Annotated in this window: 25 protein-coding genes; 16 read left to right on the top strand and 9 right to left on the bottom strand. The window is 46.8% G+C overall.

Features of this window, described 5'->3' with window-relative positions; translation table 11 throughout:
- The first annotated feature begins 132 nt into the window (after positions 1-132).
- From L0Y31_RS09950 to L0Y31_RS09935, 4 genes are all read left to right on the top strand, one after another.
- Positions 133-795 (top strand): RNA polymerase sigma factor, encoded by a 663-nt coding sequence (locus L0Y31_RS09950; protein ID WP_310587143.1) that lies wholly within the window; start codon positions 133-135, stop codon positions 793-795.
- On the top strand, positions 726-1,298 hold the full coding sequence (locus tag L0Y31_RS09945) for a hypothetical protein (protein ID WP_234736977.1): 573 nt from the start codon (positions 726-728) through the stop codon (positions 1,296-1,298). Before L0Y31_RS09950 ends, L0Y31_RS09945 begins: the two co-directional genes overlap by 70 nt.
- 118 nt (positions 1,299-1,416) lie before the next feature.
- Positions 1,417-1,860, top strand: a complete 444-nt coding sequence (locus tag L0Y31_RS09940) for an ABA4-like family protein (RefSeq protein WP_234736976.1) — start codon at positions 1,417-1,419, stop codon at positions 1,858-1,860.
- Positions 1,861-1,864: 4 nt separating this feature from the next.
- Complete coding sequence (locus L0Y31_RS09935; protein WP_234736975.1) at positions 1,865-2,731, top strand: TraB/GumN family protein; 867 nt, start codon at positions 1,865-1,867, stop codon at positions 2,729-2,731.
- A gap of 3 nt (positions 2,732-2,734) precedes the next feature.
- Here L0Y31_RS09935 and L0Y31_RS09930 read toward each other — a convergent pair whose 3' ends face one another.
- On the bottom strand, positions 2,735-3,637 hold the full coding sequence (locus tag L0Y31_RS09930) for a PPK2 family polyphosphate kinase (protein WP_234736974.1): 903 nt from the start codon (positions 3,635-3,637) through the stop codon (positions 2,735-2,737).
- Positions 3,638-3,826: 189 nt separating this feature from the next.
- On the opposite strand from L0Y31_RS09930, the gene msrA reads away from it, so the two are divergent.
- Positions 3,827-4,417 carry a peptide-methionine (S)-S-oxide reductase MsrA gene (gene msrA / locus L0Y31_RS09925; RefSeq protein ID WP_234736973.1) on the top strand — a complete coding sequence of 197 codons (591 nt, stop codon included), beginning with the start codon at positions 3,827-3,829 and terminating at the stop codon, positions 4,415-4,417.
- Positions 4,418-4,474: 57 nt separating this feature from the next.
- Here the strand turns inward: msrA and L0Y31_RS09920 are convergent, their stop codons facing one another.
- The 4 genes from L0Y31_RS09920 to kaiC are packed head-to-tail and all read right to left on the bottom strand — an operon-like array spanning position 4,475 to position 8,150.
- Complete coding sequence (locus L0Y31_RS09920; protein ID WP_234736972.1) at positions 4,475-5,782, bottom strand: sensor histidine kinase; 1,308 nt, start codon at positions 5,780-5,782, stop codon at positions 4,475-4,477.
- Positions 5,769-6,095, bottom strand: a complete 327-nt coding sequence (locus tag L0Y31_RS09915; RefSeq protein WP_234736971.1) for a circadian clock KaiB family protein — start codon at positions 6,093-6,095, stop codon at positions 5,769-5,771. Before L0Y31_RS09915 ends, L0Y31_RS09920 begins: the two co-directional genes overlap by 14 nt.
- Positions 6,096-6,099: 4 nt before the next feature.
- Positions 6,100-6,402, bottom strand: coding sequence for a circadian clock KaiB family protein (locus L0Y31_RS09910; RefSeq protein WP_234736970.1), 303 nt, complete (start codon positions 6,400-6,402; stop codon positions 6,100-6,102).
- A gap of 35 nt (positions 6,403-6,437) precedes the next feature.
- Positions 6,438-8,150, bottom strand: coding sequence for a circadian clock protein KaiC (gene kaiC / locus L0Y31_RS09905; RefSeq protein WP_234736969.1), 1,713 nt, complete (start codon positions 8,148-8,150; stop codon positions 6,438-6,440).
- A 290-nt stretch (positions 8,151-8,440) separates the two neighbouring features.
- Here kaiC and L0Y31_RS09900 point away from each other — a divergent pair, with 290 nt between their 5' ends.
- The 4 genes from L0Y31_RS09900 (at position 8,441) to L0Y31_RS09885 (ending at position 13,126) form a co-directional block, all read left to right on the top strand.
- Complete coding sequence (locus L0Y31_RS09900) at positions 8,441-8,704, top strand: hypothetical protein (protein WP_234736968.1); 264 nt, start codon at positions 8,441-8,443, stop codon at positions 8,702-8,704.
- 163 nt (positions 8,705-8,867) lie between these two features.
- Positions 8,868-11,288, top strand: a complete 2,421-nt coding sequence (locus L0Y31_RS09895) for an ABC transporter permease (protein ID WP_234736967.1) — start codon at positions 8,868-8,870, stop codon at positions 11,286-11,288.
- A 113-nt stretch (positions 11,289-11,401) separates the two neighbouring features.
- The gene (locus L0Y31_RS09890; protein ID WP_234736966.1) at positions 11,402-12,160 is read left to right on the top strand and encodes a glucose 1-dehydrogenase; all 759 of its coding nucleotides are present in this window, start codon (positions 11,402-11,404) and stop codon (positions 12,158-12,160) included.
- Positions 12,161-12,307: 147 nt separating this feature from the next.
- Positions 12,308-13,126 (top strand): TerC family protein, encoded by an 819-nt coding sequence (locus L0Y31_RS09885; protein ID WP_234736965.1) that lies wholly within the window; start codon positions 12,308-12,310, stop codon positions 13,124-13,126.
- A 63-nt stretch (positions 13,127-13,189) separates the two neighbouring features.
- Here the strand turns inward: L0Y31_RS09885 and L0Y31_RS09880 are convergent, their stop codons facing one another.
- Complete coding sequence (locus L0Y31_RS09880) at positions 13,190-13,855, bottom strand: hypothetical protein (RefSeq protein ID WP_234736964.1); 666 nt, start codon at positions 13,853-13,855, stop codon at positions 13,190-13,192.
- Between the two features lie 117 nt (positions 13,856-13,972).
- Here L0Y31_RS09880 and L0Y31_RS09875 point away from each other — a divergent pair, with 117 nt between their 5' ends.
- The 3 genes from L0Y31_RS09875 (at position 13,973) to dnaG (ending at position 19,730) form a co-directional block, all read left to right on the top strand.
- Positions 13,973-15,457, top strand: a complete 1,485-nt coding sequence (locus tag L0Y31_RS09875) for an NADH-quinone oxidoreductase subunit N (RefSeq protein WP_234736963.1) — start codon at positions 13,973-13,975, stop codon at positions 15,455-15,457.
- Positions 15,458-15,652: 195 nt separating this feature from the next.
- Positions 15,653-17,545, top strand: a complete 1,893-nt coding sequence (locus L0Y31_RS09870; RefSeq protein ID WP_234736962.1) for an amidophosphoribosyltransferase — start codon at positions 15,653-15,655, stop codon at positions 17,543-17,545.
- Between the two features lie 181 nt (positions 17,546-17,726).
- Complete coding sequence (gene dnaG / locus L0Y31_RS09865) at positions 17,727-19,730, top strand: DNA primase (protein ID WP_234736961.1); 2,004 nt, start codon at positions 17,727-17,729, stop codon at positions 19,728-19,730.
- Positions 19,731-19,820: 90 nt separating this feature from the next.
- On the opposite strand, the gene L0Y31_RS09860 is transcribed toward dnaG, so the two are convergent.
- Positions 19,821-20,246, bottom strand: a complete 426-nt coding sequence (locus tag L0Y31_RS09860) for a helix-turn-helix domain-containing protein (RefSeq protein WP_234736960.1) — start codon at positions 20,244-20,246, stop codon at positions 19,821-19,823.
- A 376-nt stretch (positions 20,247-20,622) separates the two neighbouring features.
- Here L0Y31_RS09860 and L0Y31_RS09855 point away from each other — a divergent pair, with 376 nt between their 5' ends.
- A complete protein-coding gene (locus tag L0Y31_RS09855) occupies positions 20,623-21,324 on the top strand; it encodes a helix-turn-helix transcriptional regulator (RefSeq protein WP_234736959.1) in 702 nt (233 codons plus the stop codon).
- A gap of 20 nt (positions 21,325-21,344) precedes the next feature.
- On the opposite strand, the gene L0Y31_RS09850 is transcribed toward L0Y31_RS09855, so the two are convergent.
- On the bottom strand, positions 21,345-22,313 hold the full coding sequence (locus tag L0Y31_RS09850; protein WP_234736958.1) for a LytTR family DNA-binding domain-containing protein: 969 nt from the start codon (positions 22,311-22,313) through the stop codon (positions 21,345-21,347).
- A gap of 225 nt (positions 22,314-22,538) precedes the next feature.
- Between L0Y31_RS09850 and L0Y31_RS09845 the strand changes: the two genes are divergently transcribed.
- Together L0Y31_RS09845 and L0Y31_RS09840 are read left to right on the top strand one after the other, a co-directional pair.
- Positions 22,539-22,718 carry a hypothetical protein gene (locus L0Y31_RS09845; protein ID WP_234736956.1) on the top strand — a complete coding sequence of 60 codons (180 nt, stop codon included), beginning with the start codon at positions 22,539-22,541 and terminating at the stop codon, positions 22,716-22,718.
- 13 nt (positions 22,719-22,731) lie between these two features.
- The gene (locus tag L0Y31_RS09840; RefSeq protein WP_234736955.1) at positions 22,732-23,862 is read left to right on the top strand and encodes a lysophospholipid acyltransferase family protein; all 1,131 of its coding nucleotides are present in this window, start codon (positions 22,732-22,734) and stop codon (positions 23,860-23,862) included.
- Between the two features lie 467 nt (positions 23,863-24,329).
- Here the strand turns inward: L0Y31_RS09840 and L0Y31_RS09835 are convergent, their stop codons facing one another.
- Positions 24,330-24,635 (bottom strand): transposase, encoded by a 306-nt coding sequence (locus L0Y31_RS09835; RefSeq protein ID WP_255773002.1) that lies wholly within the window; start codon positions 24,633-24,635, stop codon positions 24,330-24,332.
- A 286-nt stretch (positions 24,636-24,921) separates the two neighbouring features.
- Here L0Y31_RS09835 and L0Y31_RS09830 point away from each other — a divergent pair, with 286 nt between their 5' ends.
- Positions 24,922-25,707, top strand: a complete 786-nt coding sequence (locus L0Y31_RS09830; protein WP_234736954.1) for a polysaccharide biosynthesis/export family protein — start codon at positions 24,922-24,924, stop codon at positions 25,705-25,707.
- Positions 25,708-25,709 lie beyond the last annotated feature (2 nt).

Raw genomic sequence — 25,709 nt, 5'->3', positions numbered from 1 at the left:
TACATAAGTCTTTTGAAAGCGGCGTAGAGAAGAAACCTTCTTTGCGCCGCTTTTTTAGTTTAAAATTTCGCGCCGCTTTCCAACCTTTCTCCGGCCATTTTGCCCTTTAGAGCGGAACCTTAAAACCAACCTATGTTCCGTGTGTCCGTGCCACCCGAACTTTCCGAACGCGAGCTTGTTGAACGTTGCCAAATCCATGACCGAATGGCTCAACGCTTACTTTTTGAGCGGTATAAAAAGGCTATGTTTACCAAGGCTTTTCGCATTTTAAATGATTACGACCATGCCAATGACGCTTTGCAGGATGCCTTTGTCGAGGTATTTCGCAGCCTATCTTCATATCGTTTTCAGTCAACGCTTGGTGCCTGGATCAAGACCATCGTTGTTCGGCAGGCGCTGCGTAAACTGAAACGGGAAAGCCGTTTTGAAACGCTTTCGCCCGAGCTGCACGACCAGCCCCTGCACCTCCCCGACCAGCTTACCGGTGAAGTCCTTGACCGCGTTATCCGGTCGCTGCCCGATGGCGCCCGCGCTGTTTTTCTGCTTATCGAAGTAGAAGGCTATTCGCACAAGGAGGTAGCGACGTTACTGGACACTTCGGAAAGAACGTCCAAATCACAACTGAACTACTTTTTCTTGTTCCCTCACAGAGCCTGTTGGCTCAATCGCGCGATTCGGTCCGAACCGAATACAGCGAAGAAAACCCGGACTCTTCGCGGCAAAAAATGCGGGAAGCTTTCCGGTACATCACCCGGACAAGCGTTGAAGAGAAGACACTTATCAAGGCTGGATTAAGCATTCCTCTTCCTATTCCAGCGGGCGCTCCCGGCATTTACTATGGCTACGGAATGGAAGCGGGCATTGAGCAAAAATTATCCCCTAGCTTTTCCGTTCAGGCTTTAATAATTGGGCGTCACTACCGGGGAGGTGATTTACGTAAAGAAACGGTTTTGGAAATGCCAGTTTCACTTCGGTATTACTATTCCATCAAAAAACGAATGCGAAAAGGGTTAAGTGCCAACAATTTTTCCAATAATTACGTCGGCTTACAAACCGAAAATATTCTGTATGGGTACGGGCGTTATGAAGGAGATTTATTTGGCCTGAGAAAAAGCACAAAGACTTTCGAGATGCTTAACGCGCTATCCGTTCAATGGGGTATGCAACGTCGGCTTGGGCGTTATAGCTATTTTGATGTAAACTTCACACTCCCTATTCTTCCCACGATAAACCGATTGAAAGTGCCTGCCTTTTATACACCTATCGGAGTAAATATTAAGCTGGGGCTAGGTTGGTAGTCCCATAAATCGATCTCAAAAGCCTGCATTTCAAATGGGATGCGGGCTTTTTTGTTGCCTCGAAAAATATTGTCAAACAGGGCACTTTCCGTATATTGGCCGACTAACCCTTGCCCCTATGAAACCAGATTTAGTCTTTCTCATTGCTAATACAATCGTCCTCCCCCAATGGCTGATTATGGTGGTGGCCCCGCGCTGGCAACCCACAAAATGGCTCATTCGTTACCTGCCTATTCCGGCTCTGCTCGCTTTATTGTATATTTATTACCTGATCAATGGCATCGGTAACTTCGACTACCAATCGTTCAATACACTGGCTGGCCTTAGAGCGGCGTTTAGCAGCGACGAAACCATGCTGGCTGGCTGGATTCATTACCTGGCGTTCGATCTGGTAACCGGTAGCTGGATTTTGCAAAGCAGCCAGCGCCGAAAAGTGCCACACATTGTTATTATTCCGTGCCTGTTGCTTTGTTTTTTACTAGGACCGGTTGGCTTTCTGCTTTACTGGCCTATTCGCTTAAAAACCCGGCGCTCGTCCTCATCCCGTCACGAAGAAGATTAACGTTATGAAAAAATATAGTCTACTTATTGTTTCCCTGCTCACCGTTTCGCTGGCATCGGCCCAGTCGCTGTTGTGGAAAGTGTCGGGTAATGAGCTAAAACAGCCTTCCTACCTGTTCGGGACGTACCATATCCTGAAAGACAGTTACCTCGACGGAACGCCTAAAGTCAAAAAAGCGTACCAGCAGGCGCAGGGCGTTGTGGTTGAAACAACGGTTGATTCATCGGCTATGCTCCAGATGGCCATGCAGGCTATGATGTTCGATAACAGCCTCCGTAAGCTGATTTCGCCGGAAGATTACGAACTGGTTGCGAAGGAATTCCGAGCCTCAACGGGTATTGATCTGGCCATGTTCGACCAGATCAAGCCAGTTTATACAGCCATGATGCTCAGCATGGCCCAAATAGAGAAAGAATCGGATACGTTACGGAAATTTACCGGTTTACCCCTGGATCTATTTTTCGCCAGTGACGGTCAGAAACAGGGCAAAAGCATTACACCGCTGGAAACGATGGAGGAACAAATGGGCTTTCTGCTCAACCACGACTCCATTGATAAACAGGCCGAGCAACTCGTTCAGATTGTCAAAGACAAACGTGAAATGCAACACTCTTCAAAACGCATCACCGACCTTTACCTCAAAGAAGATCTGGCAGGCATGTGGAAGATGAATGAAGAATACAGCCAGAAATACGGCGATACGGCCTATCTGGTAGACAAACGCAACGAAAACTGGCTCAAACGGCTGCCTGCCTTGATGGCTTCCAAACCACTTTTTGTAGCCGTCGGTGCGCTTCACCTGCCTGGTCCTAATGGCCTGATCGAGTTGCTACGCAAGGCCGGTTATACGGTTGAGCCGCAGTTAAACTGACGCTTATTCCTTATTTTGCTGCTCAATAACGGCAATCATGTCCTGAAGCACTTTCTGCTCTTCCGGATCGCTCTGCGGGTAGCTGGTTTTCAGATTTTTCAGCTCTTCGAGCATAATTTTGGCCACAATGAGACGCATGTTCTTTTTGTCGTCGGCAGGAATGATGTACCAGGGTAGTTTTTCCGTTGCCGTTTTCCCGATAGCTTCCTCGTAGGCGTTGGTATACTGGTTCCAGTAGCCCCGTTCTTCCACGTCCTGTCGGTTAAATTTCCAGTTTTTGGACTCGTTTTTAATGCGGCTGATGAGGCGTTTTCCCTGTTCTTCCTTCGAGACGTGCAGGAAAAACTTCACGGTCGGAAAGCCGTTGCGGTGCAGGTATTTTTCTACATTGCGAATGTCTTTGTAGCGGCGCTTCCAGATTTTTTCGCTGTCCATCCATTCGTCTGGCAGATACTGGCTATGCAGAATTTTGGGATGCACTTTTACCGCCAGTACTTCTTCGTAATAAGATCGGTTGAAAACGCCGATAGTCCCCCGCTCTGGCAACCGAACCAGACAGCGCCACATAAAATCGCGTTCGAGTTCCTGGCTGGAAGGCTGCTTGAAAGAATGCACCCGTATTCCCGCTGGATTTACGCCGGAAAACACCCGCTGAATGGTCCCGTCCTTGCCAGCGGCATCCCTTGCCTGGAAGACCGCCAGGAGTCCGTAGCGGTTGTGGGCATACATACGCTCCTGTAAATCACTAATTTCCGTAACCGTTAGGCGCAGTAATTCCTCATATTCTTCGTTTGATTCATAAAGGCTGTCGATCTCGGTATCCCATTTGTTGAGGGAAATTGGCTCGCGACCCGTGTAGCGAAACGAGTCGAGATTTAGGTCAAAAAATGTGTCTTTCGTATTCACAGTGCTCAATAAACTTTCTGGAAAAAGGATATGTTATACAGTTATAAAACTAACCAGAAAATCAAACTAATGGTTATTCCTTCGCTCTGGAAAAGCATTACCGCATGGACATTGGCGTTGCTGCCGGCTCTGTCACTGACTTCATGCGCGCAAAACAATAACTCAGCAGCTACGGCTAAAACTAAACTTATGAATACAGAAAAAATCACCTCCATGGAGGGGCTGGAAAAAGCGACTTTCGGGACGGGCTGCTTCTGGTGTACGGAAGCTATGTTTGAATCGCTGGACGGTGTTCTTTCAGCGACTTCAGGCTACGAAGGTGGCGAAACCAAAAATCCAACGTATAAAGAAGTCTGCTCGGGCGAAACAGGTCACGCCGAGTGCGTTGAGGTTGTTTTTGATCCTAAAAAAGTTACTTACGCTGAACTGCTGGAAGCGTTTTTCCGCAGCCACGACCCAACGCAATTCAATCGCCAGGGCGCTGACGTGGGCACGCAATACCGCTCCGTCGTTTTCTTCCACAATGAAGAGCAAAAACGGCTGGCACAAACGGCTAAAGACGAATTGAATAAATCGGAAGCGTATAACCGGCCTATCGTGACGGAAATCAGTGCGGCCAGCACGTTTTACCCCGCCGAGGATTATCACCAGAATTATTACGCGAACAACCCCGAGCAAGGGTACTGTTCGTTCGTGATTGCTCCGAAGCTGGACAAATTTAAAAAAGTGTTCAAAGAGAAATTGAAAGGGGCGAATAAAGAAGTAGCCAAACACGAATAAAACGCAGAATGGGGCCTGAAAAGGCCCTTTTTTGTTGGTATCCGTCTGAATCGTCGCTTAGTTCGTTGGCAGATAAATACTGAAGGTCGCTCCCTGGTTAGGCGCACTATCTGCTTTGATATAGCCCTGGTGATTCTCAATCACCTTTTTGACAATAGCCAGACCTATTCCTGTTCCCGGATAGGTATTCTTGCCGTGCAACCGCTGAAAAGCCCCAAAAATTCGTTCGGAATACTGGGCGCTAAACCCAATCCCATTGTCAGCAACCTGAATTAAGCAAAAGTGGTTTTGATGCCCTGGCGGCTGATAATCAGGAGGCAATTCATGGCGGGCAACCGTCTGGCGACTGAGCTGGATTACGGGTGAAACGCCAGACTGGGCAAATTTGAGGGAATTGCTCAATAAATTTTGAAAAACCTGCCCCAATTGCATGGAGTCAGCAGGCACCTGCCCTAAATCGGAAACGGTTATGCGCGTTCCTGTTTCATCAATCATCAATTCCAAAGCGCTGATGGCTTCAGCAACAATCTGGTTCAGATCCTGTACCTGAAACGTTTCTGTTGGCACGGTCAGCCGCGAGTAGGTCAATAAGTCCCGCAGCAGCGTAGACATGCGGCTAGCCGACGAAGCCATACGCTCAACAAACTGCTGTCCCTGTTCGTCCAGAACGGAGGCATAGTGCATCGCCAGCAGGTTACCAAACTGTTGAATTTTTCGGAGCGGCTCCTGCAAATCGTGACTGGCGATGTACGCAAACTGTTGCAGGTTCTCATTCAGACGGTTGAGGGCGTGGTTACTCATCCCCAACTCAGCATTGGTTTGTGCTAGCTGCTCATTAGCGGCCTTTAGAAGCTGCTGCGTTTGCTTTTGCGTCGTAAGATCGGTGAGAATAATGCTCAAGCAGGGCCCTTCATCGAGGGCTAGAGGCGTCGCGGATAACAAACACGGAACGCGCACGCTACGTTGCCGAATCATCAGCTCGACTTTACTGAAAGACTCCCAGCTTTGACGAAAGAAATTGTCGTAAATAGCCTGACTCTCCTCGTCAACCAGTGACTCAAACGTGGTTCCTATAACCGACGACAGAGGCTGGTCCACCATCGCGGCAAAGGTGGAATTTCCATACAGAATCAAGCCCTGTTCGTTCACCGTAACGGCCCCCTCGTGCATGGTTTCAATAAAAACCCGGTAGGTTTGATCCGCCGTTTTCAGCGTATAAAGCTCATGGCCTTGCTCTCCCTGCACGACCAGGGCATCTACTTGCCCGGACCGAATGGCTTGGATTGTATCAGTAGCCTCTTCTAACTGAATCCGCAACTGTTCGTTCTCGGTGGCCAGTTGTTGGTACGTTTTAGCTGGTTCCATCCGCGTATAAGCCTAATCCAGTTAGAACCCGTTTTGTATCAGACATGTCACCAATCAACCGACGCCGGGGGTGGGGAGAATATTTTACCAATAAAGGCAGGGCAATCAATTGTTCCTCACTGGCCAGCTGCCCCTGCTGGTGGACATCAATAATTTCCAATGAATAGCGCCCACTCAGATACATATCGCATATTTGTTTAATGTTGGTGATTGCCCGGGCCGAATTAGGCGAGGCTCCTACCACAAACAAACGTAATACATACGGTTCTAGATCATCATCTAGATTTCCCTGCGATATATCTGATGGCTCCATTAGTTTATTTTTGAGTGGACCGGATGTCTAAGCCAACCAACACCTTTTCTTCATTGGATAAATCGCCGATGATCTTGCGAATCGGCTCTGGAACCTTTTTAACTAATGTCGGAACAGCCAGGATCTGGTCACCAGCAGCCAACTGGGGTTTTACCAAAAGATCGATTACTTCAATAACATAACGATCTTTTAAATGTTGCTCGCAATATCTCTTTAAGTTGTTTAGAGCGGTAACCGATTTGGTTGTTTTACCAGCAATATAGAGTCGCAGCTCCCATATAGCTTCTTTTTCTTCTAAGTCGTCCATTTATTTTTAAATTAGTAAGGAGCCTGGATAGCTGCCTATAATTCATTGTGCCGGTTGCGGATCATCTGTTCCCGGTTGCGTTCTAAAATTTCGTTGCGCAGCTCTTCGTCCACGAAGGTTTTGTTTAGCTCTTCCTGGACCGACTCAAACTCTTCCCGCAAGCTGGCAATTTTGGATTCCAGCACCAACCGCTTGCGATCGATCTCCCGGTCTTTGCGACTAACGGCATGACCCCGCAATTCAACCCCCGCTACCTGCTGCAACTGCTGTGCTTCCCGAGCCGAGCCCGTCAGGACGCCCTCCGGTCCTAAGTACACATCCACCAGATCCAGCCCTTTGTCGCTAATGACAAACTCACGAATTTGGTTCGAGTGTCTCATCCCCCGCGACTTAATCACGTAAAGTCCCCGATTTCGCTCGCCGTTGTGCTCAATATCTTTGACCAGCAACCAGGCGTCCACCAGTGATGAAACGCCTTCATCCGTTTGCTCATTCACCAGCGTATTCAAGGACAAAGCCGTTAAAAGCAGCGTAATCTGCTCGGTTTGCAGGAAGTCAATCAGGCGTATGAGCATCGAACGAACTTCGCTTATAGCACCCACCGTAATCAAGTTTGTCATCGGGTCAATAACGACCGCGTGCGGCTTGAACTCCTTTATAAGCTTGTGAATGGTTAGCAGGTGCATCTCCAAGCCGTTTAGCGTCGGGCGGGATGCGTGGAAGCGAAGCAAATTCTGGTCCACATGCGCTTGCAAATCAATGCCGATGGAACGCATGTTCCGCGTAATCTGCTGGGATGATTCTTCAAAGGCAAAATACAGGCACCGTTGCTGACGCTGGCAAATAGAATGCGCAAAGCTGGCCGCCAGACTCGTTTTACCCGTCCCCGCCGTGCCCGAAACCAGAATGCTGCTTCCTTTGAAAAAGCCTTTACCGCCTAGCATCCTGTCCAGAGCCGGAATGCCAGACGAAACGCGTTCGTCGGTTACGTTATGGTCCAGCGTTAACGAGGTGACCGGCAAGACCGATATTCCATCTTCATCAATCAGAAAAGGATATTCATTGGTGCCGTGTACCGAACCCCGGTACTTGACAATGCGGAAAAGCCGGGTCGAAATTTTATTGCTAATGCGGTGGTCGAGTAGGATAACACAGTCTGAAACGTATTCTTCCAGTCCGTTTCGCGTTAGGGTTCCTTCGCCTTTCTCACCGGTAATTATGGTCGTAACGCCTTTGTCTTTCAGCCAGGTAAACAAGCGTCGGAGTTCACTCCGTATAATGCTCTGGTTGGTTAAGTTGGCAAATAGGTTTTCAATGGTATCGAGTACAACTCGCTTCGCACCAATGCTGTCAATGGCGTAGCCCAGGCGGATGAATAATCCATCTAGGTCGTAGTCTCCAGTTTCTTCAATTTCGCTCGCATCAACATGAACATATTCAAGCTTAATGCGTTGTTTCTCTTGAAGCTGGTTTAAATCAAAGCCAAGTGACGCCACGTTCGCCGCTATCTCTTCAGCTTTTTCTTCAAAAGCAACGAAGACGCCGGGTTCGTCAAATTCAGTGGCCCCCCGTACAATAAATTCGATGGAGAACAGCGTTTTTCCGCAGCCAGTCCCGCCGCAAATCAAGGTAGGACGCCCTTTGGGTAACCCACCGCCCGTAATTTCATCGAGTCCCGAAATACCAGTTTGAGTTTTAGGCAATGCCGGAAGTGACGATTTATCCTTGTTAGCTACGGTCTCGCTCATTGATGCTGATAACAATTAAGGTCTTATTGACAAGAGGAATGGGCCTTTGTGATAGGCTCGGATTGAGTCAAGGGAGCTAAGTTACAAGGTTAAAGGTTAAGATGAAAAAGATCACCGAAATAGTCGCTACGACCTGCATTTACTTCGGCAAAAGCTACTTTAAATAGTTACACTCTTAATTAGTATTTAAAGATTTATAAACGGTCTTTTTTTAGCAATCGGCATGGTTTTTGACCCGCAGGTTTTCACTACAATCAATCCGTTTTCTCTCTTAATCTCTCTGAAAACACATGGTAACTAGCTCCGAAATACAGCGTCCTGCTTTGTCATCCAACTTTCTGACGCGCTTCATTCTTACCCTGAAAGGAACAGAAATTTACTTTTCTTACATTACTCAGTTTGTCCAGGCTGGCAACCCGCTGGCTCCCTCCGACCGGCGCTTCCTCACCCAGTATTTGGTTCGGCGCGGCTCGCATCCAATGGCCCTTCAGCGCAGTTCGGATGAGTGGTTGGTAACAATCATCAATAAATTACGTGAGCCGGTCGCTAACTAAGACCTGCTTCGGCACTTTTCAGGCTGTTCGCAATCGGACTGCCTCTGTACGCTTGCGGACAAACGACTCTTCTGTTTAATTAACAATTCACTGTCTATCAATTACTTAATTTAGATGGCATGAAGATTGAGCGCTTCTACATGAACGCCTCACGCTCAAGACCATGCTTCAAAATTACATCAAAATTGCCTGGCGAAACCTGATTCGCAACCGCGCCTTTGCCGCCATTAATATTACTGGGCTGGCTATCGGCCTGGCAACTTGTTTGCTAATTAGCTTATTTGTGCTAGATGAAATAAGCTTCGACCGATTCCACGAAAAAGCAAACCGCATTGTTCGCGTTGTTTTCCGAGGGACGGTGCAGGGCGGCAAAATGAATGAATCGCACGTAATGCCTCCCGTTGCCCGAACGCTCCAAGCCAATTATCCCGAGGTTGAGCAAGCCACGCGGCTTCGCCAGGGCGGGATGCCGCACTATCTCGTCGGTAATAAGCTTTTCAACGAGGAAAGCATGGCTTTTGCCGACTCTAACCTGTTTGAGGTATTCAGTTTTCCGCTGCTTCGGGGCGATTCAAAAACGGCATTGACCCAACCCAATACGGTTGTTCTTACAAAATCGACGGCGCTGAAGCTGTTCGGGCGGGACGATGTGCTGGGGCAAACCATCCTCACCAAAGGAGGCAATACGCCGCTGACCGTGACGGGCGTCATGGATGAAATCCCCGCAAATTCGCACTTTCATTTTGACGTTTTTACCTCAATGGCGAGTTTACCCGAGGCCCAATCTCCCTCCTGGATGACGTCTGAATTTTTCACCTATCTGGTCCTGCCCGAAGGTTACAGTTACAAACAACTGGAAGTCAAATTGCCGCAGATGGTCAGGAAGTACATGGGTCCGCAGATTGAGACAGCTTTTGGCATGGACTACGCGCAATTCCAAAAAAAAGGCAATGACATTGGATTATTTCTGCAACCGCTAACTGATATTCACCTCCACTCTGATTCGCCTTATGACCTGGAAGCTGCCGGTAACATTCAGTATGTCTACCTGTTTGGGGCTGTTGCGGTGTTTATCCTGCTGATTGCCAGCATTAATTTTATGAACCTGTCAACCGCCGGGGCGTCCAGGCGCGCCAAAGAAGTGGGCATCCGCAAGGTGATGGGTTCGGTACGGCTGGAACTGGCTTTTCAATTCCTGATCGAATCGCTGCTCCTAACGGCCATCGCCATGCTCGTAGCCCTGGCACTGGTTTATGCAGCCCTGCCACTTTTCAATGATTTATCCGGTAAAACGCTGGTATTTAGCTTTGTAGATGTACCCTGGCTGCTGCCTGGTTTGTTGCTATTCGGTTTGTTGGTTGGGCTGCTGGCGGGTAGTTATCCGGCGTTTTTTCTGGCCTCGTTTAAGCCCGTTGCAGTCTTGAAAGGACGTTTTAATTCCGGCAAAAATAGCATTGGCCTGCGAAGTGGTCTGGTTGTTTTTCAATTTTTCATTTCGGTCATGCTGATGGTAGGTACTACGGTTGTTTATCAGCAACTTGACTATATTCAGAACAAAAAACTTGGCTACGACAAAGACCAGGTTCTGGTGCTATCGAATACGTGGGCGCTGGGCCAGAAAGAAGAGGTTTTCCGCGATTTGCTCTTGCAGGATCCTCGCGTGATCAATGTAAGCCATTCAGGGTATTTGCCCGCTGGACCGAGTAATAACAATAACTTTTTTGTCTATCCCGACAACAACGCTACGCAGTTGGTCAAAACGCTGCGTTACGACGTTGATTACAATTACATTCCTACTCTGGGCATGGAAGTCGTTGCGGGCCGGAATTTCTCCAAATCCTTCGGAACCGATTCAACGGCGGTAATTATCAACGAAACGGCGGCCAAAACATTCGGCTGGAACGGCCATGCGCTGAACCGCACCATTACTCGCCCTAATAGCGAAGGCACGAAAACAACTTACCAGGTTGTTGGCGTCGTGAAGGATTTTCACTTTCGGTCGTTGCACGAACGGATTACGCCCCTGGTTATGGTGCTAGGCAAAAACCCCGGAACGCTGATCGCCAAAGTCAAAACCCGCGACATTGCTGGGTTACTGGCTTCGGTCAAAAAACAATGGGTGGGTTTTAAAACTGACCAGCCTTTCTCCTACTCTTTTCTGAATGAGCGGTTTATGAAAACCTACGAATCCGAACAGAAAATTGGTCAGATTCTGGGAATCTTCTCCGGCCTGACGATTTTCGTGGCCTGTCTCGGTCTGCTGGGATTAGCGATCTTTACTGCCGAACGCCGCAAAAAAGAAATTGGCGTTCGCAAAGTTCTGGGGGCTTCCGTGGGCAGCATTGTGGGCTTGCTTTCCAAAGAATTCGTCAGATTGGTCCTGATTGCCATTGCGCTGGCCTCGCCTATCGCCTGGTATGCAATGGATAAGTGGTTACAGGCATTTGAATACAAAATTAACGTTGCCTGGTGGATGTTTGCCCTGGCTGGTTCCCTGGCTATTGCCGTGGCTCTGCTAACCATTAGCTTTCAGTCCATTAAAGCCGCCCTTACCGACCCGGTGAGAAGTCTACGCGCGGAGTAAGCCTTCAGGAAGTAGGCTACTGACAAGTATCAGTTTGTAGCCTATCTTCCATCAGGAAACAGGATTTGGGTCGGGAGTAGCTTTGCTATTCTCACATTTAGCTGTATCTCCTGATGAAATTATTAGAAAATAAAGTAGCGCTCATAACCGGGGCAGGTTCTGGAATTGGAAAAGCCATTGCCCACTTGTTTGCTGCCGAAGCTGCCTGTGTTCTCTTAACGGATATTTACCCGGAAACCCTTGAAGCCGTAGTTCTGGAAATTGGACAAAACAGCGAAGTTGTAAGCAGTCTAGTCGCTGATATTTCTCACGAAAAGGATATCGACCAACTCTTTGATGAAGTCCTAAAACGCTGGGGTAGACTGGATATTCTGGTGAATAACGCGGGCGTGATGGACGATTTTACCCCCGTTGCCGATGTCAGCAACGCTCTTTGGAACCAGGTTATAGGGGTTAATCTGACTGGTCCTTTTTACAGTTGCCGCAAAGCCATTCCGATTATGTTGAAGCAAGGTGCCGGGGTTATCCTCAACGTAGCTTCCATCGGTGGACTATACGGCGGTCGGGCTGGGGCAGCGTATACAGCTTCGAAACACGGGTTGATCGGTTTAACCAAAAACATTGGTTACCAGTATGCGCCGAAAGGAATTCGCTGCAACGCCATTGCACCTGGTGGCGTAAGTACCAACATCATGCAGAATGCCCGTGTCAACCCATTCGGTTTTGAACGAATGAGTGCTGGCGCAGCCAACAACATTCGCACGGCACAAGCGGCTGAAATTGCAGAACTCGCCTTGTTTTTAGCTTCCGATAAAGCCAGTTTTCTCAATGGCACCACCGTTACTGCCGATGGTGGGTGGACTGCTTATTGATTTGCCTACCACAGAATATTCATGATCCCATTCCATCAAAATCAACCGTTCATGGACTAGAAACGCCCCTCATTTCTATAAATGCATTGCCTGCTATTCAGAAAGCAGATAATTTCGGCTGTTCATCACAATCCTTACTTACAACGAATGGAACAATTATTCTCAGCCGAGTCACTCGTCAGCTTACTAACCCTGACCTTTCTGGAGATTGTACTAGGCATTGACAACATTATTTTTATTTCCATTGCGGCCAACAAACTGGCCGCGGGCGATCAACCCAAAGCGCGGAACATCGGTTTGGTTTTGGCCATGATTTTTCGTGTTGCTCTGTTGTTTGGAATTTCAGTCTTGATTTCGCTCAGCAAGCCATTTGCTCACCTGAACTTGGGCTGGCTCGACGCTGCCCCAACGGGCCAAAGCATTATTCTGTTTATTGGCGGGCTGTTTCTTCTTTACAAGGCAACCTCTGAAATCCACCACAAGCTGGAAGGGGACGGTGACGAAGAGGACATCGACAAACCTGGCACCAAAGCAGGGGCTACCGTCGGCAGCGTTGTCACACAAATTGCCGTCATCAACGTCGTCTTTTCCATCGACTCTATTCTTACCGCCGTTGGCCTGACGCAAAACATAACGGTGATGATTGTTGCCGTTGTTTTATCGGTATTAATTATGATGTTTTTTGCGGGACCAGTTGGCAAATTTGTGAACGAACACCCTAGTATTCAGATGTTAGGATTGGCGTTTCTGATCATGATTGGTTTCATGCTCATTGCGGAAGGCGCTCACCTGGCCGAGGTTGTATTGCTTGATGCGCACATCGGTGCCGTACCAAAGGGATATTTGTATTTTGCCATTGCCTTCTCCCTGCTGGTAGAATTCCTGAATATGCGCCTGCGGAAGAAAAAACAGCCGGTTCAGCTCCGTGGATACGAACAAAGAGCAAATCAGGAAGGACTTATTTAATTACGGGTATAATGGTGTTTCAGCCGTGGGGTAACAATCGCAGCCACGGCTGAAACACTGCTTTTATTTCGCTCCCTGATCGGCCACGGCAATCAAGTTCACCAATCCGGCCTCGTCGCTGGCATTGAACTCTTTCGATGCCTTTTCCAGCTCGCTTTTTTTGTCAGGAAAGGCGCTTAAGACCGATTTTCGATTCCGCTGAATGCGTCGGAGTGACCCATCGGACTTGTTTATAAAGTAAAGTTCCTGCTTAGCAAAGGTCTTGGTCGTAGTAGCTGAGTTATAAGCTTTTGACTCATTCATGCTTATTTTTAATTGCTTAAGCAGCTTAACGGAGCCATCGTACAGCACCTGGTAGTAAGTTGCGGGCGTGTTGCCATTGGTTGCCGCAAAACCATTCTTGAATCGTAGGGTATCAGACCCGCTCAGGATTTTGAATTCGCGTAATTCGCGGGGATTCATCCGAAAAGTCTTCTCGTTTTGCTGATATTCGACTTCCCCACCATAGGCATCAAAGCGAACCTGGCTATTTGGATACGCTTTTCCTTTACTAGAGATAAGAAGGCCAGGTTTCCAGGCCTCGTCCAGATACGGAGATCCTTGCACGTCCACGTACTTGTTTTCCCGCAACACCTGACCATTGATGTCGGTCATGTAAATCTGGGCCATAGCAACCGGATGAGCCAGCCCAATGATACTCGTAATCAAAAAGAGTTTACCCCATTTCATAAAACTGATTTGTATAGCCTATTTTGAAAACTGTCCTTTTCAAAGATAGGGAATTGTCCAATATCCGAACGGTTTTTTCGTACCTTTGCCGTTCCTGTAACTGATTTTCTCTGCGCCTTGCAACTTGCTGACCAGCTCCATATTATTCTTCGTAGCTTATCCGGCTTTCGCCCCGAAGTCTTTCTGATTAGCGCTATTGCCTTGGTTGTTGTCGCCGATTTGGTTTGGCTGCGCCGGAATCCAGTTACCCACCAACGTATTTTGTTTAGTCTGAGTATAGGTGCCGTTTTGATCGCTGGTGCTTTGGTCTTCGACCAGTTTCAACGAGAGAACGGATTTTTGTTTGATACCCTGCTCTACCTGGATAATCAGGCGGTTTTCTTCAAGCTCATCGTTACGTTGGCTACCCTGATCGCTCTGGTTCACGCCTGGGTTTTGCCCTCGAAAAGTACCCCGCTCGATTGGCTCCCGATTTTGCTCTCGCTGCTACTTGGTCTTTATTTAATGACCATGTCAGTTAATTTACTGATGGTTTATTTAAGTATCGAAGTAGTTTCCATTAGTTCCTATTTGCTTACTGCGCTGTCTGCCAGCCGGAAAGCGTCGGAGGGCGGTATAAAATACCTTTTGTTTGGGGCCGTGAGTTCGGCTATTATGCTTTACGGCATCTCCCTGCTCTACGGGCTAACCGGCACCCTCGATCTAAGCAGCTCCCTCATGGAAGTCGAACTGGCGAAAAATACGGCTTACGTAGTTTATGTGGCAGGTTTCCTGACCATTGCAGGAATCTTGTTTAAGCTTTCACTGGTGCCTTTTCATATCTGGACACCGGACGTTTACGAAGCAGCCCCTACCCCTATCGTCTCGTTTTTTTCTGTAGCACCCAAAGCAGCGGCCTTACTGGTCCTGATGCGATTACTTACCGCTTTGCCCGCTGACTTTCAGACGCCAATGGCGGTTATTTCGCTGGCTAGTATTACGTTAGGGAATTTATCGGCGCTTTGGCAAACTGACGCTAAACGTCTGCTCGCGTATTCAACCATTGCCCACGCCGGTTTTCTGCTGGTTGGTCTGGTAGCCTTCAACGAGGTTGGTTTTGAAGCAACTACGTTTTATGTAGCGACTTACTTGTTCATCAATATGGCTGCTTTTGTGCTTCTTGATTTGTTAGCCCAGCCGCAAAAGGGTGAGTTGCAATTGCAGGATTTACAAGGACTTGGCTCCCAATACCCGCTCCTAAGCCTTGCTCTGACCGTTGTTGCCATTGCTTTGACCGGTCTTCCCCCCACGGTTGGCTTTACGGCAAAGCTGCTGGTTTTTTCGGCCCTCTGGGAAGCCTTCCAGCAGACGGGCAATAGCTGGCTGGTTGCCTTGTTTGCCATTGGGTTATTAAACGCCGTTGTTTCGTTATTCTATTACCTGAAACTTCCTTTCCTTCTGTATTTCCGGGCACGTATTTCGGATAATACTGCGAGTGAAGCCGTTTTAATTACCCCGGTTTCCCACCGCTCAGGCACTATTTTGGCGCTTTTATTAACGATTCCAATTCTGCTCTTTTTCTTTCAGCCCAATTGGCTAGCCCGTTGGATCGCTTCCTTCTAATCTTCTGATTGCGACAGGCATATGTTTTATGGCATTTAGCTCGATTGATCAGGTAACATTTAATATTAATTAAAATACCAGTAAAAGTAGATCGGCAAAAGGCTAGGCGTTCATCTTTTCTTAACTTTGCCTTCATCTTCTTCGAACGAAAAGACATATCCACTCGTTTACAATCTATCAACCAAAAAATCTGGCATGAGCGACGCGATTAAGCATGAGTGCGGCATTGCTCTCATTCGGCTCCGCAAACCGTATCAATATTACATCGATAAATACGGAACCCCCCTCTACGGTAGTAACAAGCTATACCTACTAATGGAAAAACAAGTGAACCGGGGCCAGGATGGAGCCGGGGTCGCTAATATAAAAATCGACGTGCCACCGGGACACCGCTACATTAGTCGATACCGTTCAGTAGAAAGCCAACCTGTGGCCGATATTTTCGGCAAAATCAGCAAGAAATTCAAGAAAGCGCTTAAGAAAAACAAAGACAAAGCCTTGGACGGCCAGTGGCTACAGGAAAATGTAGCATTCACGGGCGAAGTCTGGCTGGGTCACCTGCGTTACGGTACGCACGGCGCTAACGATATTGAAAACTGTCACCCTATGCTTCGTCAGAACAACTGGCGTAGCCGGAACCTGGTTGTGGCGGGGAACTTCAACATGACCAATGTTGACACCCTGTTCGATAAACTCGTTTCGCTGGGCCAGCACCCGAAAGACAAGGTGGATACGGTGACGGTTATGGAGAAGATCGGGCACTTCCTGGACGAAGAAAACCAGCGCGTGTTTGACCGCTTCAAAGGTATTTACGAGAATCCTGACCTGTCCGACATCATTGAGGATAACATGGATTTTCAACGTGTTCTGCACCGCTCCTGCCGCGATTTCGACGGCGGTTACGCCATGGCGGGCATGACTGGTCACGGCTCAGCGTTTGTCGCCCGCGATCCGGCGGGTATCCGCCCTGCCTACTACTATGCTGACGATGAGGTAGTTGTGGTAGCGTCGGAAAAGCCAGCCATCAAAACGGCATTCAACATCGATTATAGCCAGATTCAGGAAATCAAACCGGGCCACGCCCTGATTGTTGATAAGTACGGCGAATACGATGAATACCAGTTTGTCGAACCGATTGAGAAACGTTCGTGTAGCTTCGAGCGTATTTATTTCTCCCGCGCTACTGATCCAGATATTTACAACGAGCGGAAAATGCTGGGTAAACTGCTGATCCCGCAAATCCTGCAAGAAATTGATTACGATCTGGAGAATACCGTTTTCTCATACATCCCGAATACCGCCGAGACAGCTTTCTTTGGCATGGTGGAAGGAATTGAGGAGTATCTCTCCCAGCAACGGAAACGGGCTATTATGGAAGGTGGCCTGAACAGCGAAGAACTTGACCGGCTGTTGTCTTTCCGGCCTCGTATCGAAAAGCTGGTTGCCAAGGATGTCAAGCTCCGTACCTTCATCACGAACGATGCTCACCGCAACGACATGGTGTCGCACGTATACGATACCACTTTTGAGGTCATCAAGAAAGGGGTTGACAATGTAGTTGTCATCGACGATTCGATTGTTCGGGGTACTACCTTGGAAAAGAGCATTCTGAAAATGCTGGATCGCCTCGGTCCTAAGAAAGTGGTCATTGTCTCTTCAGCGCCGCAGATTCGCTTCCCGGATTGTTACGGCATCGATATGTCAAAGATGAAGGAGTTTGTGGCTTTCCGGGCAACGCAGCAATTGCTGAAAGAACGAGGTCTGGAAAACCGGGTTGACGAAGTATATGCGCAATGTGTAGCCGCCATTGAATCGGGTAATGCTGCGAATGAAAACTACGTTAAAGCCCTGTACGATCCGTTTACGCACGAAGACATCTCGCAGAAAGTGGCTGAAATTGTGACGCCTAAAGGCATGAATGCCGACGTTTCAGTGATCTTCCAAACGGTTGAAAACTTACGCCGTGCTTGTCCGAACCATACGGGAGACTGGTATTTCACGGGTAATTACCCAACGCCCGGTGGCAACAAGGTAGTTAATAAAGCGTTTGTCAATTTTGTGGAAGGCAAAGTAGTGCGGGCTTATTAATCGCTGCTACTTTAAGAATATACTTGGTAACTCCGCAAACCTTGCTGGTTTGCGGAGTTTTGTTTTTCTATAGGTAGAAGCGTAAAATAGCACTACTACACGTCCAGCGCGAATCGAATTTACTTATCAAAAATTTAGCTGGCTTCTGCTATCGCCCCGCATGTTTGCGTAAATTTGGGATATGCGAATTCCTGAAGAAACCATCGAACGCATCCGACAATCGGCTGACATCATTGAGGTGATTGGCGATTACGTCTCGTTGAAAAAACGCGGCCAGAACTGGATTGCCTGCTGTCCGTTTCATCACGAGAAAAGCCCTTCGTTCAGCGTTTCGCCCGTTCGGCAAATCTATAAATGTTTCGGTTGTGGCAAAGCGGGTGATCCCGTCCGGTTTGTCATGGACATCGAGAACATAAGTTACCCGGAAGCCCTTCGTTTTCTGGCCAAGAAATACGCCATTGAAATTGCGGAACAGGAGGTTTCGCCGGAAGAGCTCCTTCGCCAGAACGAACGCGAAAGTCTATACATCGTTCTTAATTTCGCCAAAGATTTTTACAAGCATTACCTGCTCGAAACAGAGGAAGGGCAAAGCATTGGTTTAAGTTATTTCCGCGAACGGGGATTTCTCGACGATACTGTCCAAGCGTTTGAACTAGGCCACAGCCCCGACCAATGGGATGCGCTCCTGCAAGCTGCCGTGCAAAAAGGCTATCAGGCCGACTTGCTGGAAAAAGCCGGTTTGGTTTTATCGAAAGAAGGTAGTACGACGCGCCAGTACGACCGTTTCCGAAGTCGGGTTATTTTTCCGATTCACAATGTATCGGGACGAGTCATTGCCTTCGGAGCGCGGATTCTGAAGACGGATAAAACGCAAAAAGGAGCCCAGCCTAAATACATTAACTCACCAGAAACAGAAGTATACCACAAGAGCCAGGTGCTCTACGGTATTTTTCAAGCCAAACAGGCAATTCGACAGGAAGATGTCTGTTACCTGACGGAAGGGTACACGGACGTGTTATCGCTCTACCAGGCCGGCATAAAAAACGTAGTTGCTTCTTCAGGGACCTCATTAACCATTGAGCAGATTCGACTCATTAGCCGGTTCACGCAAAACATTACGATCCTTTACGATGGGGATGCGGCGGGCATTAAGGCAGCCCTGCGTGGACTGGATATGGTACTGGAAGAAGGCCTAAACGTTAGCGTGGCTACTTTCCCGGATGGCGACGACCCGGATAGTTATGTACGTAAAGTCGGGACTGCCGTGTTCAAGGAACACCTACAGCAGCATACGCACGATTTCATAACATTTAAGACAGACATGCTGCTACGCGATGCGGGAGATAATCCTTTCAAGCGGGCGGAGGTTATTTCGGAAGTAGTTCAGAGTATTTCCAAGATTCCGGATGCAATTAAGCGGCAGGTCTTTTTTCAGAAAACGGCCCGTCAGCTTCAGATTGACGAGCAAACGCTGATTTCTGAAAGTAACAAACTACTGCGAAAACAGCAGGACCAGCCCCAACGCCAGGGACGTGACCAACCTAAAACGGACAGCGCGGTTTCGGGCAATGCGATCGATAATTTATTGGAGAGCGCTTTTGGCGACGACCCTGTTCTTACTGAGTCCACACCGGCGCTTGTCCCTAAGAAGACAGCGCAAAAAAACCATTCCCCGCTTTATCAGCACGAAGAGGAGTGCATTCGGTTGTTGCTGAACTACGGCCCGGTTGAACTTGAGCCAACCATCTCACTATGCCACTATATTTTGAGCGAGCTAGGGTCAATGGAGTTTACCACTGCTTTGCTCCAGGAAATGCTTGCCGAAATTCAGCAGGGTTTTGCTAATACCGAAATTCGAGGTGCTGATTACTTCCTGCGACATACCAATCAGGAATACGTTCAGCAGGCTATTCATTTGGTTACCCAGCGTTACCATCTGAGTGATGGGTGGGTCAAACACGAAATTTTTGTCCCTACGGAGATAGACAAACTTGCTGATGCGGCTTATACGAACATTTTGCGGCTAAAAAAAGCAACGGCTGAGACCAAAATGGCGACGCTCAAAGTAAAAATTGTAGAGGCGACGGACTCTGAAGAAATGGATAGCCTGATGAAAGACTACATGCACTTTAAACGAATTGACATGGAAATCTCTCAACTATTAGGCACTGTTTACTCTGGCTAGCCAGAAAATAATAATTCCTTCTTTTTAACCCCTGCGCAAGGAGTAAAAAGAAGGAATTAAACATATAAAAATCAATCAACAAACTACTAATTAAGCATTTACGGTGCTTAAAGTAGATATTTTCTTTACGAAGCGACGTAAAGTATCCTGACTAACAGGAATAGATAAATATTTGTTGATATGGTTGACGGCTTGTTGTGGTTGGCGAGGATAGTAATTCATTGCTTTCATCACCTGCTCAACATGATATGCGTTCTCTGGATTCAGTTTTGGCTTCAGTCCACGACCTGGTTTGTCTTCCAGACCCATCATACGGCCTTTCTCCCAGCGGTTCAACCAGTTATAGATGCTACGGCGATCTACTTCGAAGACTTCCATCAATTCAGATACGGAAAGTCCGTGGTAGCTATAAAGCACACACTGGCAGCGCTTTTTGAAAGCTGCGTTAGCTGTTTCGCGAATGGCTTTTCTGAGTTGTTCTACTTCTTCGGCTGCGAGATTTTGAATGTTGCGCATTGCTGTGTTGAGTAACTTTTATGATTTTTTATAATTCTTTTCCTGAATCGTTAAGTGAAACTAGCTCCTCATTTATTAATTGTAAAGTTACTTTGCGTGAAATGACCAATATGCTGCGTGAAATGACCATTTTTCTCTGCGGTTTATGCGCAAAACGCCGCAAAAAGGCTAAAAAAGTTGTTATACCCCTTTACGTACCGACCATACACTGATTTTGCTTCGTATAGTGCCTGCCGTTAAATTTTTGGTTATTTCACGCACAAAAATGGTCATTTCAGACGTGACCGATTGACATTTATAGGAGTCTACCTGTACTTTATGAGTACCTACTGTTAGTATCTGGTACGAATAACATATTTAATCAACTTGATAAATCATGAAAGGCGTAACAGGAACAGAGGGATCGGTAAACCCAAAATTTGCACTAAAAAAAAAGGACTTTTCTATTTTGGTCGCGCAGGCGGAACTCTTCAATTGCGAGGTTCTTTGCCAGCTTCTAAAACAGCAAGGTTATAATGTGGTGGGCAAAGCGGTTGAAATGGAAGATACATTGCAGCAGATCCGCGTTAAACGTCCAGAATGCGTTATTCTGGAATCGGAGATTTCCGGCCAACAAAGCGTCGATGCACTCCGGCAAGCTCAGGATGACAATAAACGCACTAAGTTTATCCTTTATACAAGTAAACCTGATATGCGTTTGATGGCAACTGCTTTACAAATGGGCTTTTTTGGGTTTCTATACGCTAAGGATGGACTTGAGGAGCTTTATAAGTGCTTTCAGACTATTGACAACGGAGGTTATTACTATAGCCCAGGCTTTCTTACACTGCTGAAAAACTACGGTATGAATATTCTAACGGAGGATAAAAAACAGCAATTAAATAAACTCAGCAAGCGGGAAAAGGAAATTTTGCGGCTTGTTTCAGACGGACATACGGGTGGTGAAATTGCCGACCGCCTGTCTATCAGTTATCGAACCTTAGCCAATCACAAGACGAATATCGCCCAGAAGTTAGATCTGGAAAGCTGCCGGCATTTAACCCGCTACGGCGTTGGTGTACGAGATTACCTGCAATGACCTAACCTATATATATACCATCAGGCCAGGTCAACTCCGGGCTCTGATCCCTGAAAATAGCCAAGGCGGTTGCGGAACTCCTGCAACCGCGCTTTAGGCATATCAATCTCATCGTTGGCAGGCGTCTGCATGCGAATAATGTATTTGCCTTTTTCCCAGTAAGCATAACTGGCAACATAACTTAGATTAATAATACAATCGCGGCGGACTCGGAAGAACTGATCAGGATTTAACTCCTCGCCGAGTTCCTGCATATTTTTATTAATAGAAAAACGTCCACTAGGGTGTACCACGGAGTAAGATCGATCCTGCGTATCAAACCAGAAGCACTCCTGAACGGGAAGTAATATTTCGCCCTGGTTGCTTTTCGCCCGTACATGCGTCAGTGCGGTTCGGGTAGGATCAGAGGGCAAAACTGCCACGGGTTCTACTGGCGCAGTTTTCCGGTTCTTTTGTTTAGCCCGGTAATCAATAAAGTCAACGATCAATGAACTATTGAGCGATACATAACCCATGATCAATACCGGAATCAGATATATTATGTAAATCCGAAACGTAAATGTCCCGAGTAGGTAATTCTGAATATACCAGTTGAACTGATAGTTAGGAAAGCGCTCCAGTAAGTAGCGGATTGTCTGCGTAATCGGGTTAAAAATAAAAAAGGCCAGTAGCAGGACTGGCAACATCCGCAGTTGGTAATTCAGAACTGATTTTACCGTTAACGATACTTTTTTCAGATTCAGAATATCGTGTGCCAAATCCAGCGTCAACAACAGAATATATAGCGTTGTGACTTCTGGCAAAAGAAGCCCTCGGACGATTTCCCATAGATAATTAAAGCCGCCCCCAAAGAAATTAACTCTTTCAATTTTGCTAGGATAGGCAAACATCCAGCTGAAGCCCTCAAAAATGAGCGCAGCAACAAGCAAAACGCTGATGCATTTAAAGGGTTTTTTTAATAAAGATCGGTTGATAACCAACTCCTGCATGGTGCCGATTTATTACTTATCGTATAGCTTCTTCGTAATTAAGAGACAATAATAGTAAATAGTTACTACTCTTACCATTAAAATTGGTTAATTCCTTCCATTGAATCCCCTCCCCTGGCGACCTAATTTTGTATTGTCAATCAGGCACAAGCACCCGGGTTAACGCGCTGAGCGACAATCGACATCTTAGAAAAAAACAATCATCTATCACAATCTTGAATCGCCATGAAAAAGAACTTTGCACTCAAAGCCGCTAAGCAATTACTGAACAACCCTGTAGTATCATTCGCATCAAAAAACGAGCAAAACGACCACCTGCGTTTGACCGGTAAAGACAAAGAGCAAATCTGCTGCGAATGGATGCCTCAATTCACAGTTACGATCTCTGGTTTACAAACAGCATAATTACTGACGCGATATGAAACGCTTCGTGCAACAATATCGGAAGGAACTGGGTCTCTGCCGGCAACGGTTTGAGGCCCTGGACCTCACCCAGGAGAAAGGATACCTTTTTAAGTTTACTACCTTCTCGGCTAACCTCCAGAATGTTCTGCCCGAAATTCCAAGAGAAAAGCACGAAGCTTTGTTTCAGGAATTGCTGCTTCAGCAAATCTACACAACTTTCGATCAGCAATTTATCACAGCTAATGATCTGATCAAAGTTACCGGGCCAGCCAAGGAAATCATGGCGAAGCAAAAGGTAAATATTTACTGCACGTTTCACCTGGGTTCCTATCGTTTGCTGACCTCTTATCTCTACCGAAACGGCGTTAACTGCGCCCTCATGATCGGGAGTAGAGCCTATCAGGAACAGGGTGCTTCTATTATGGACACAATTCAGCGTCTGCAACAGAAACACAACCTGACGAATACCTTCCGCCTGCTGGATGCCGAGCAAACGTCCTCAACCCTGCAAGTCCTGCGGGAACTACGGGCCGGCACCTCCCTGATCATTTACCTCGACGGACTTACCTCAACGACGGGTATTAACCGTAAGGAAGACAAAGAATTACAAGTTCGCCTCGGCCAACAACAGGTCTGGGCACGAAAAGGTGTAGGTTTCCTCTCGCATATTTCGCAGGTGCCTATTGTCCCGGTATTCAGTTACCGCAACAAAGACCTTAGCAACGTACTGGCTTTTGAAGAGCCAATCGATGCCAGTAACTTTCCTGACCGTGAGGATTATTGCCAGCACAGCTTACAAAGCGTCTACAATCATTTCTCGATTTACCTGAAGAAGTACCCTGCACAGTGGGAAGGCTGGACCTACATCCACAGCTTTCTGGACGCCCAGCAACTGGAGCAAGTCACTACGGTTCCCTCCTACCAGGCTAAAAACTCCAGACGCGTTGCCTTTAACCAGGAGCGCTACGCCATTTGCGATCTGGATGAGGCACCCATTTTGTTTGACCGCCGCCTGTACGTTACCTACGAAATTACCCCCGACCTACGCGATTTTCTGCTTCAACTTAGCAGCATCGCCTCTCCGGAAGATGTACTCGGAAGTGACATGTACCAGGACTTGCTTTCCAAGCAGATAATTGCCTGAAAATAATTGAATAAATGCAAAAGGCCAGCGAATGCTGGCCTTTTGCATTTATTCAATAAAATATTTGACCTAGCTCAGACAAGGCTTTAACGAATAGAATGATACCAATAAATAGTATTATACTTAAGTCACGAACCAGTTAACATAAGCATAACATACTAAATATCAAATAATTAGGCAAAGACTCGAAATTTTCGAATCAGGACTTATTATTTAATTTTTTTACAATATAGATTGGCTTCTCAAGGAAATTACTATATATTTGAACAGGAATAGTTACCTAGTAGGCGTTGAATAGTTGGATTTATTCGGGTTGAAAAGTAAAATATTTCTGCATTCTACACCGTACACCTAAGTATTTCCATTCGTAACAAGGTTTTTTGGCATTAATTCTGAATTAAAAAAGCGTACAGCAAATGCCATACGCTTCGATCAAGCTAGAAAAGCCTAAAAAAAAGACTACCTCTTTAAGATGTAGTCGTAGTTGTCAGAGTTTCGGTGGGTAGTACGACCCCCGGAAAATGCATCTGAAGAATATGAAAAATTTTTGCCAGGGTTCCATCCCGCTGCCAGCGCCGAAAACGGTCGTAAACAGTTTTCCAGGAACCGTAGCGCTCGGGTAAATCCCGCCAGGGCGCACCGGAATTGAGAATCCACAGGATTCCATTTAAAGACTGGCGATGGGAGCGCCACGGACGGCCGGGACGATTATTGGTAGGTAGACTATCTTTAATCTTTTCCCACTGAGCATCGGTTAACTCATACTTACGCATTGTGCAGACAGGTAAATAATAGTATAGAATAAAAACTATTATGGTTTCAAACAACGGAATAAACGATACGTGCTATTGAGCCAGTAAATCATTCATTCGCAAATAGGCATTTGTCTGATAAAAACACAGATCGAAAATAGGAAAATATTTCTGCAACTCCTAATGGTTTTACTAAAACCTTAGCGTCCGGTAAGGTCGGAGAAAGCAGCCCTGATTTGATTAAGACTCAGGAAGCCCAGTATCGGTCACCAAAAAGTAAATTAGATTATACGGTTAATAGTACATTATGAACAGTCTGCGTTGGTTCTTACTCAGTGGTTTAATTGCTTGTTTTGCCTCATGTGTGTCTTCCAAGAAAGTGGCTTACTTTCAAGATCTTTCTGCGGATTCAAGCGCACAAAGTATCGCTTTGACCAGCCCTTATACTCCAACCATTAAAGCAGGTGATATTTTAACTGTTCAAGTCAGTAGCTTAAATCCTGAGGCGACAACTTTCTTTAATCCTTATACGACGCTTAGCACCCAACAAAGTGCAGCAACTGGAACAGCAACTCCGGCTTCACCGATTGGCTATCTGGTTAGCGCCGATGGAAACATTGAGTTGCCCTTACTAGGAAAAGTAGTCGTCAATAACCTAACAACGGTGCAGGCAGCAGATCGAATTAGAGACCTACTCAAAAAATACCTGAAAGAACCAACGGTTAACGTTCGAAATTCTAATTTTCGTATTTCGGTAATAGGAGAAGTAAGTCGACCATCCATGTTTACAATCCCAAACGAGCAGATTACTTTACTTGAAGCCTTGGCCCTTGCGGGAGATATACCGATCTCAGGCCGACGCGATAATGTCTTGCTAATTCGGGAGGAAGGGGGCCAGCGAAAATTTATTCGCTTGGATCTGACGGGACGTGATCTGTTTAAATCCCCCTATTATTACATGCACCCTAATGACGTTCTGTATGTAGAGCCTAGTAAAGTGCGTATTGCCAGCAATGAACGGTTTTACCAAATAACGCCCATTATTTTAAGTGCTGCTTCTGTTTTATCGATTGTTTTAATACGCCTTTTATAATA

Origin of the sequence: Tellurirhabdus bombi (assembly GCF_021484805.1) — a bacterium.
GTDB classification, from domain to species: Bacteria; Bacteroidota; Bacteroidia; order Cytophagales; family Spirosomataceae; genus Tellurirhabdus; species Tellurirhabdus bombi.
Note: the sequence above shows the minus strand (reverse complement) of the source record. Positions and strands in the feature narration are given on the sequence as shown.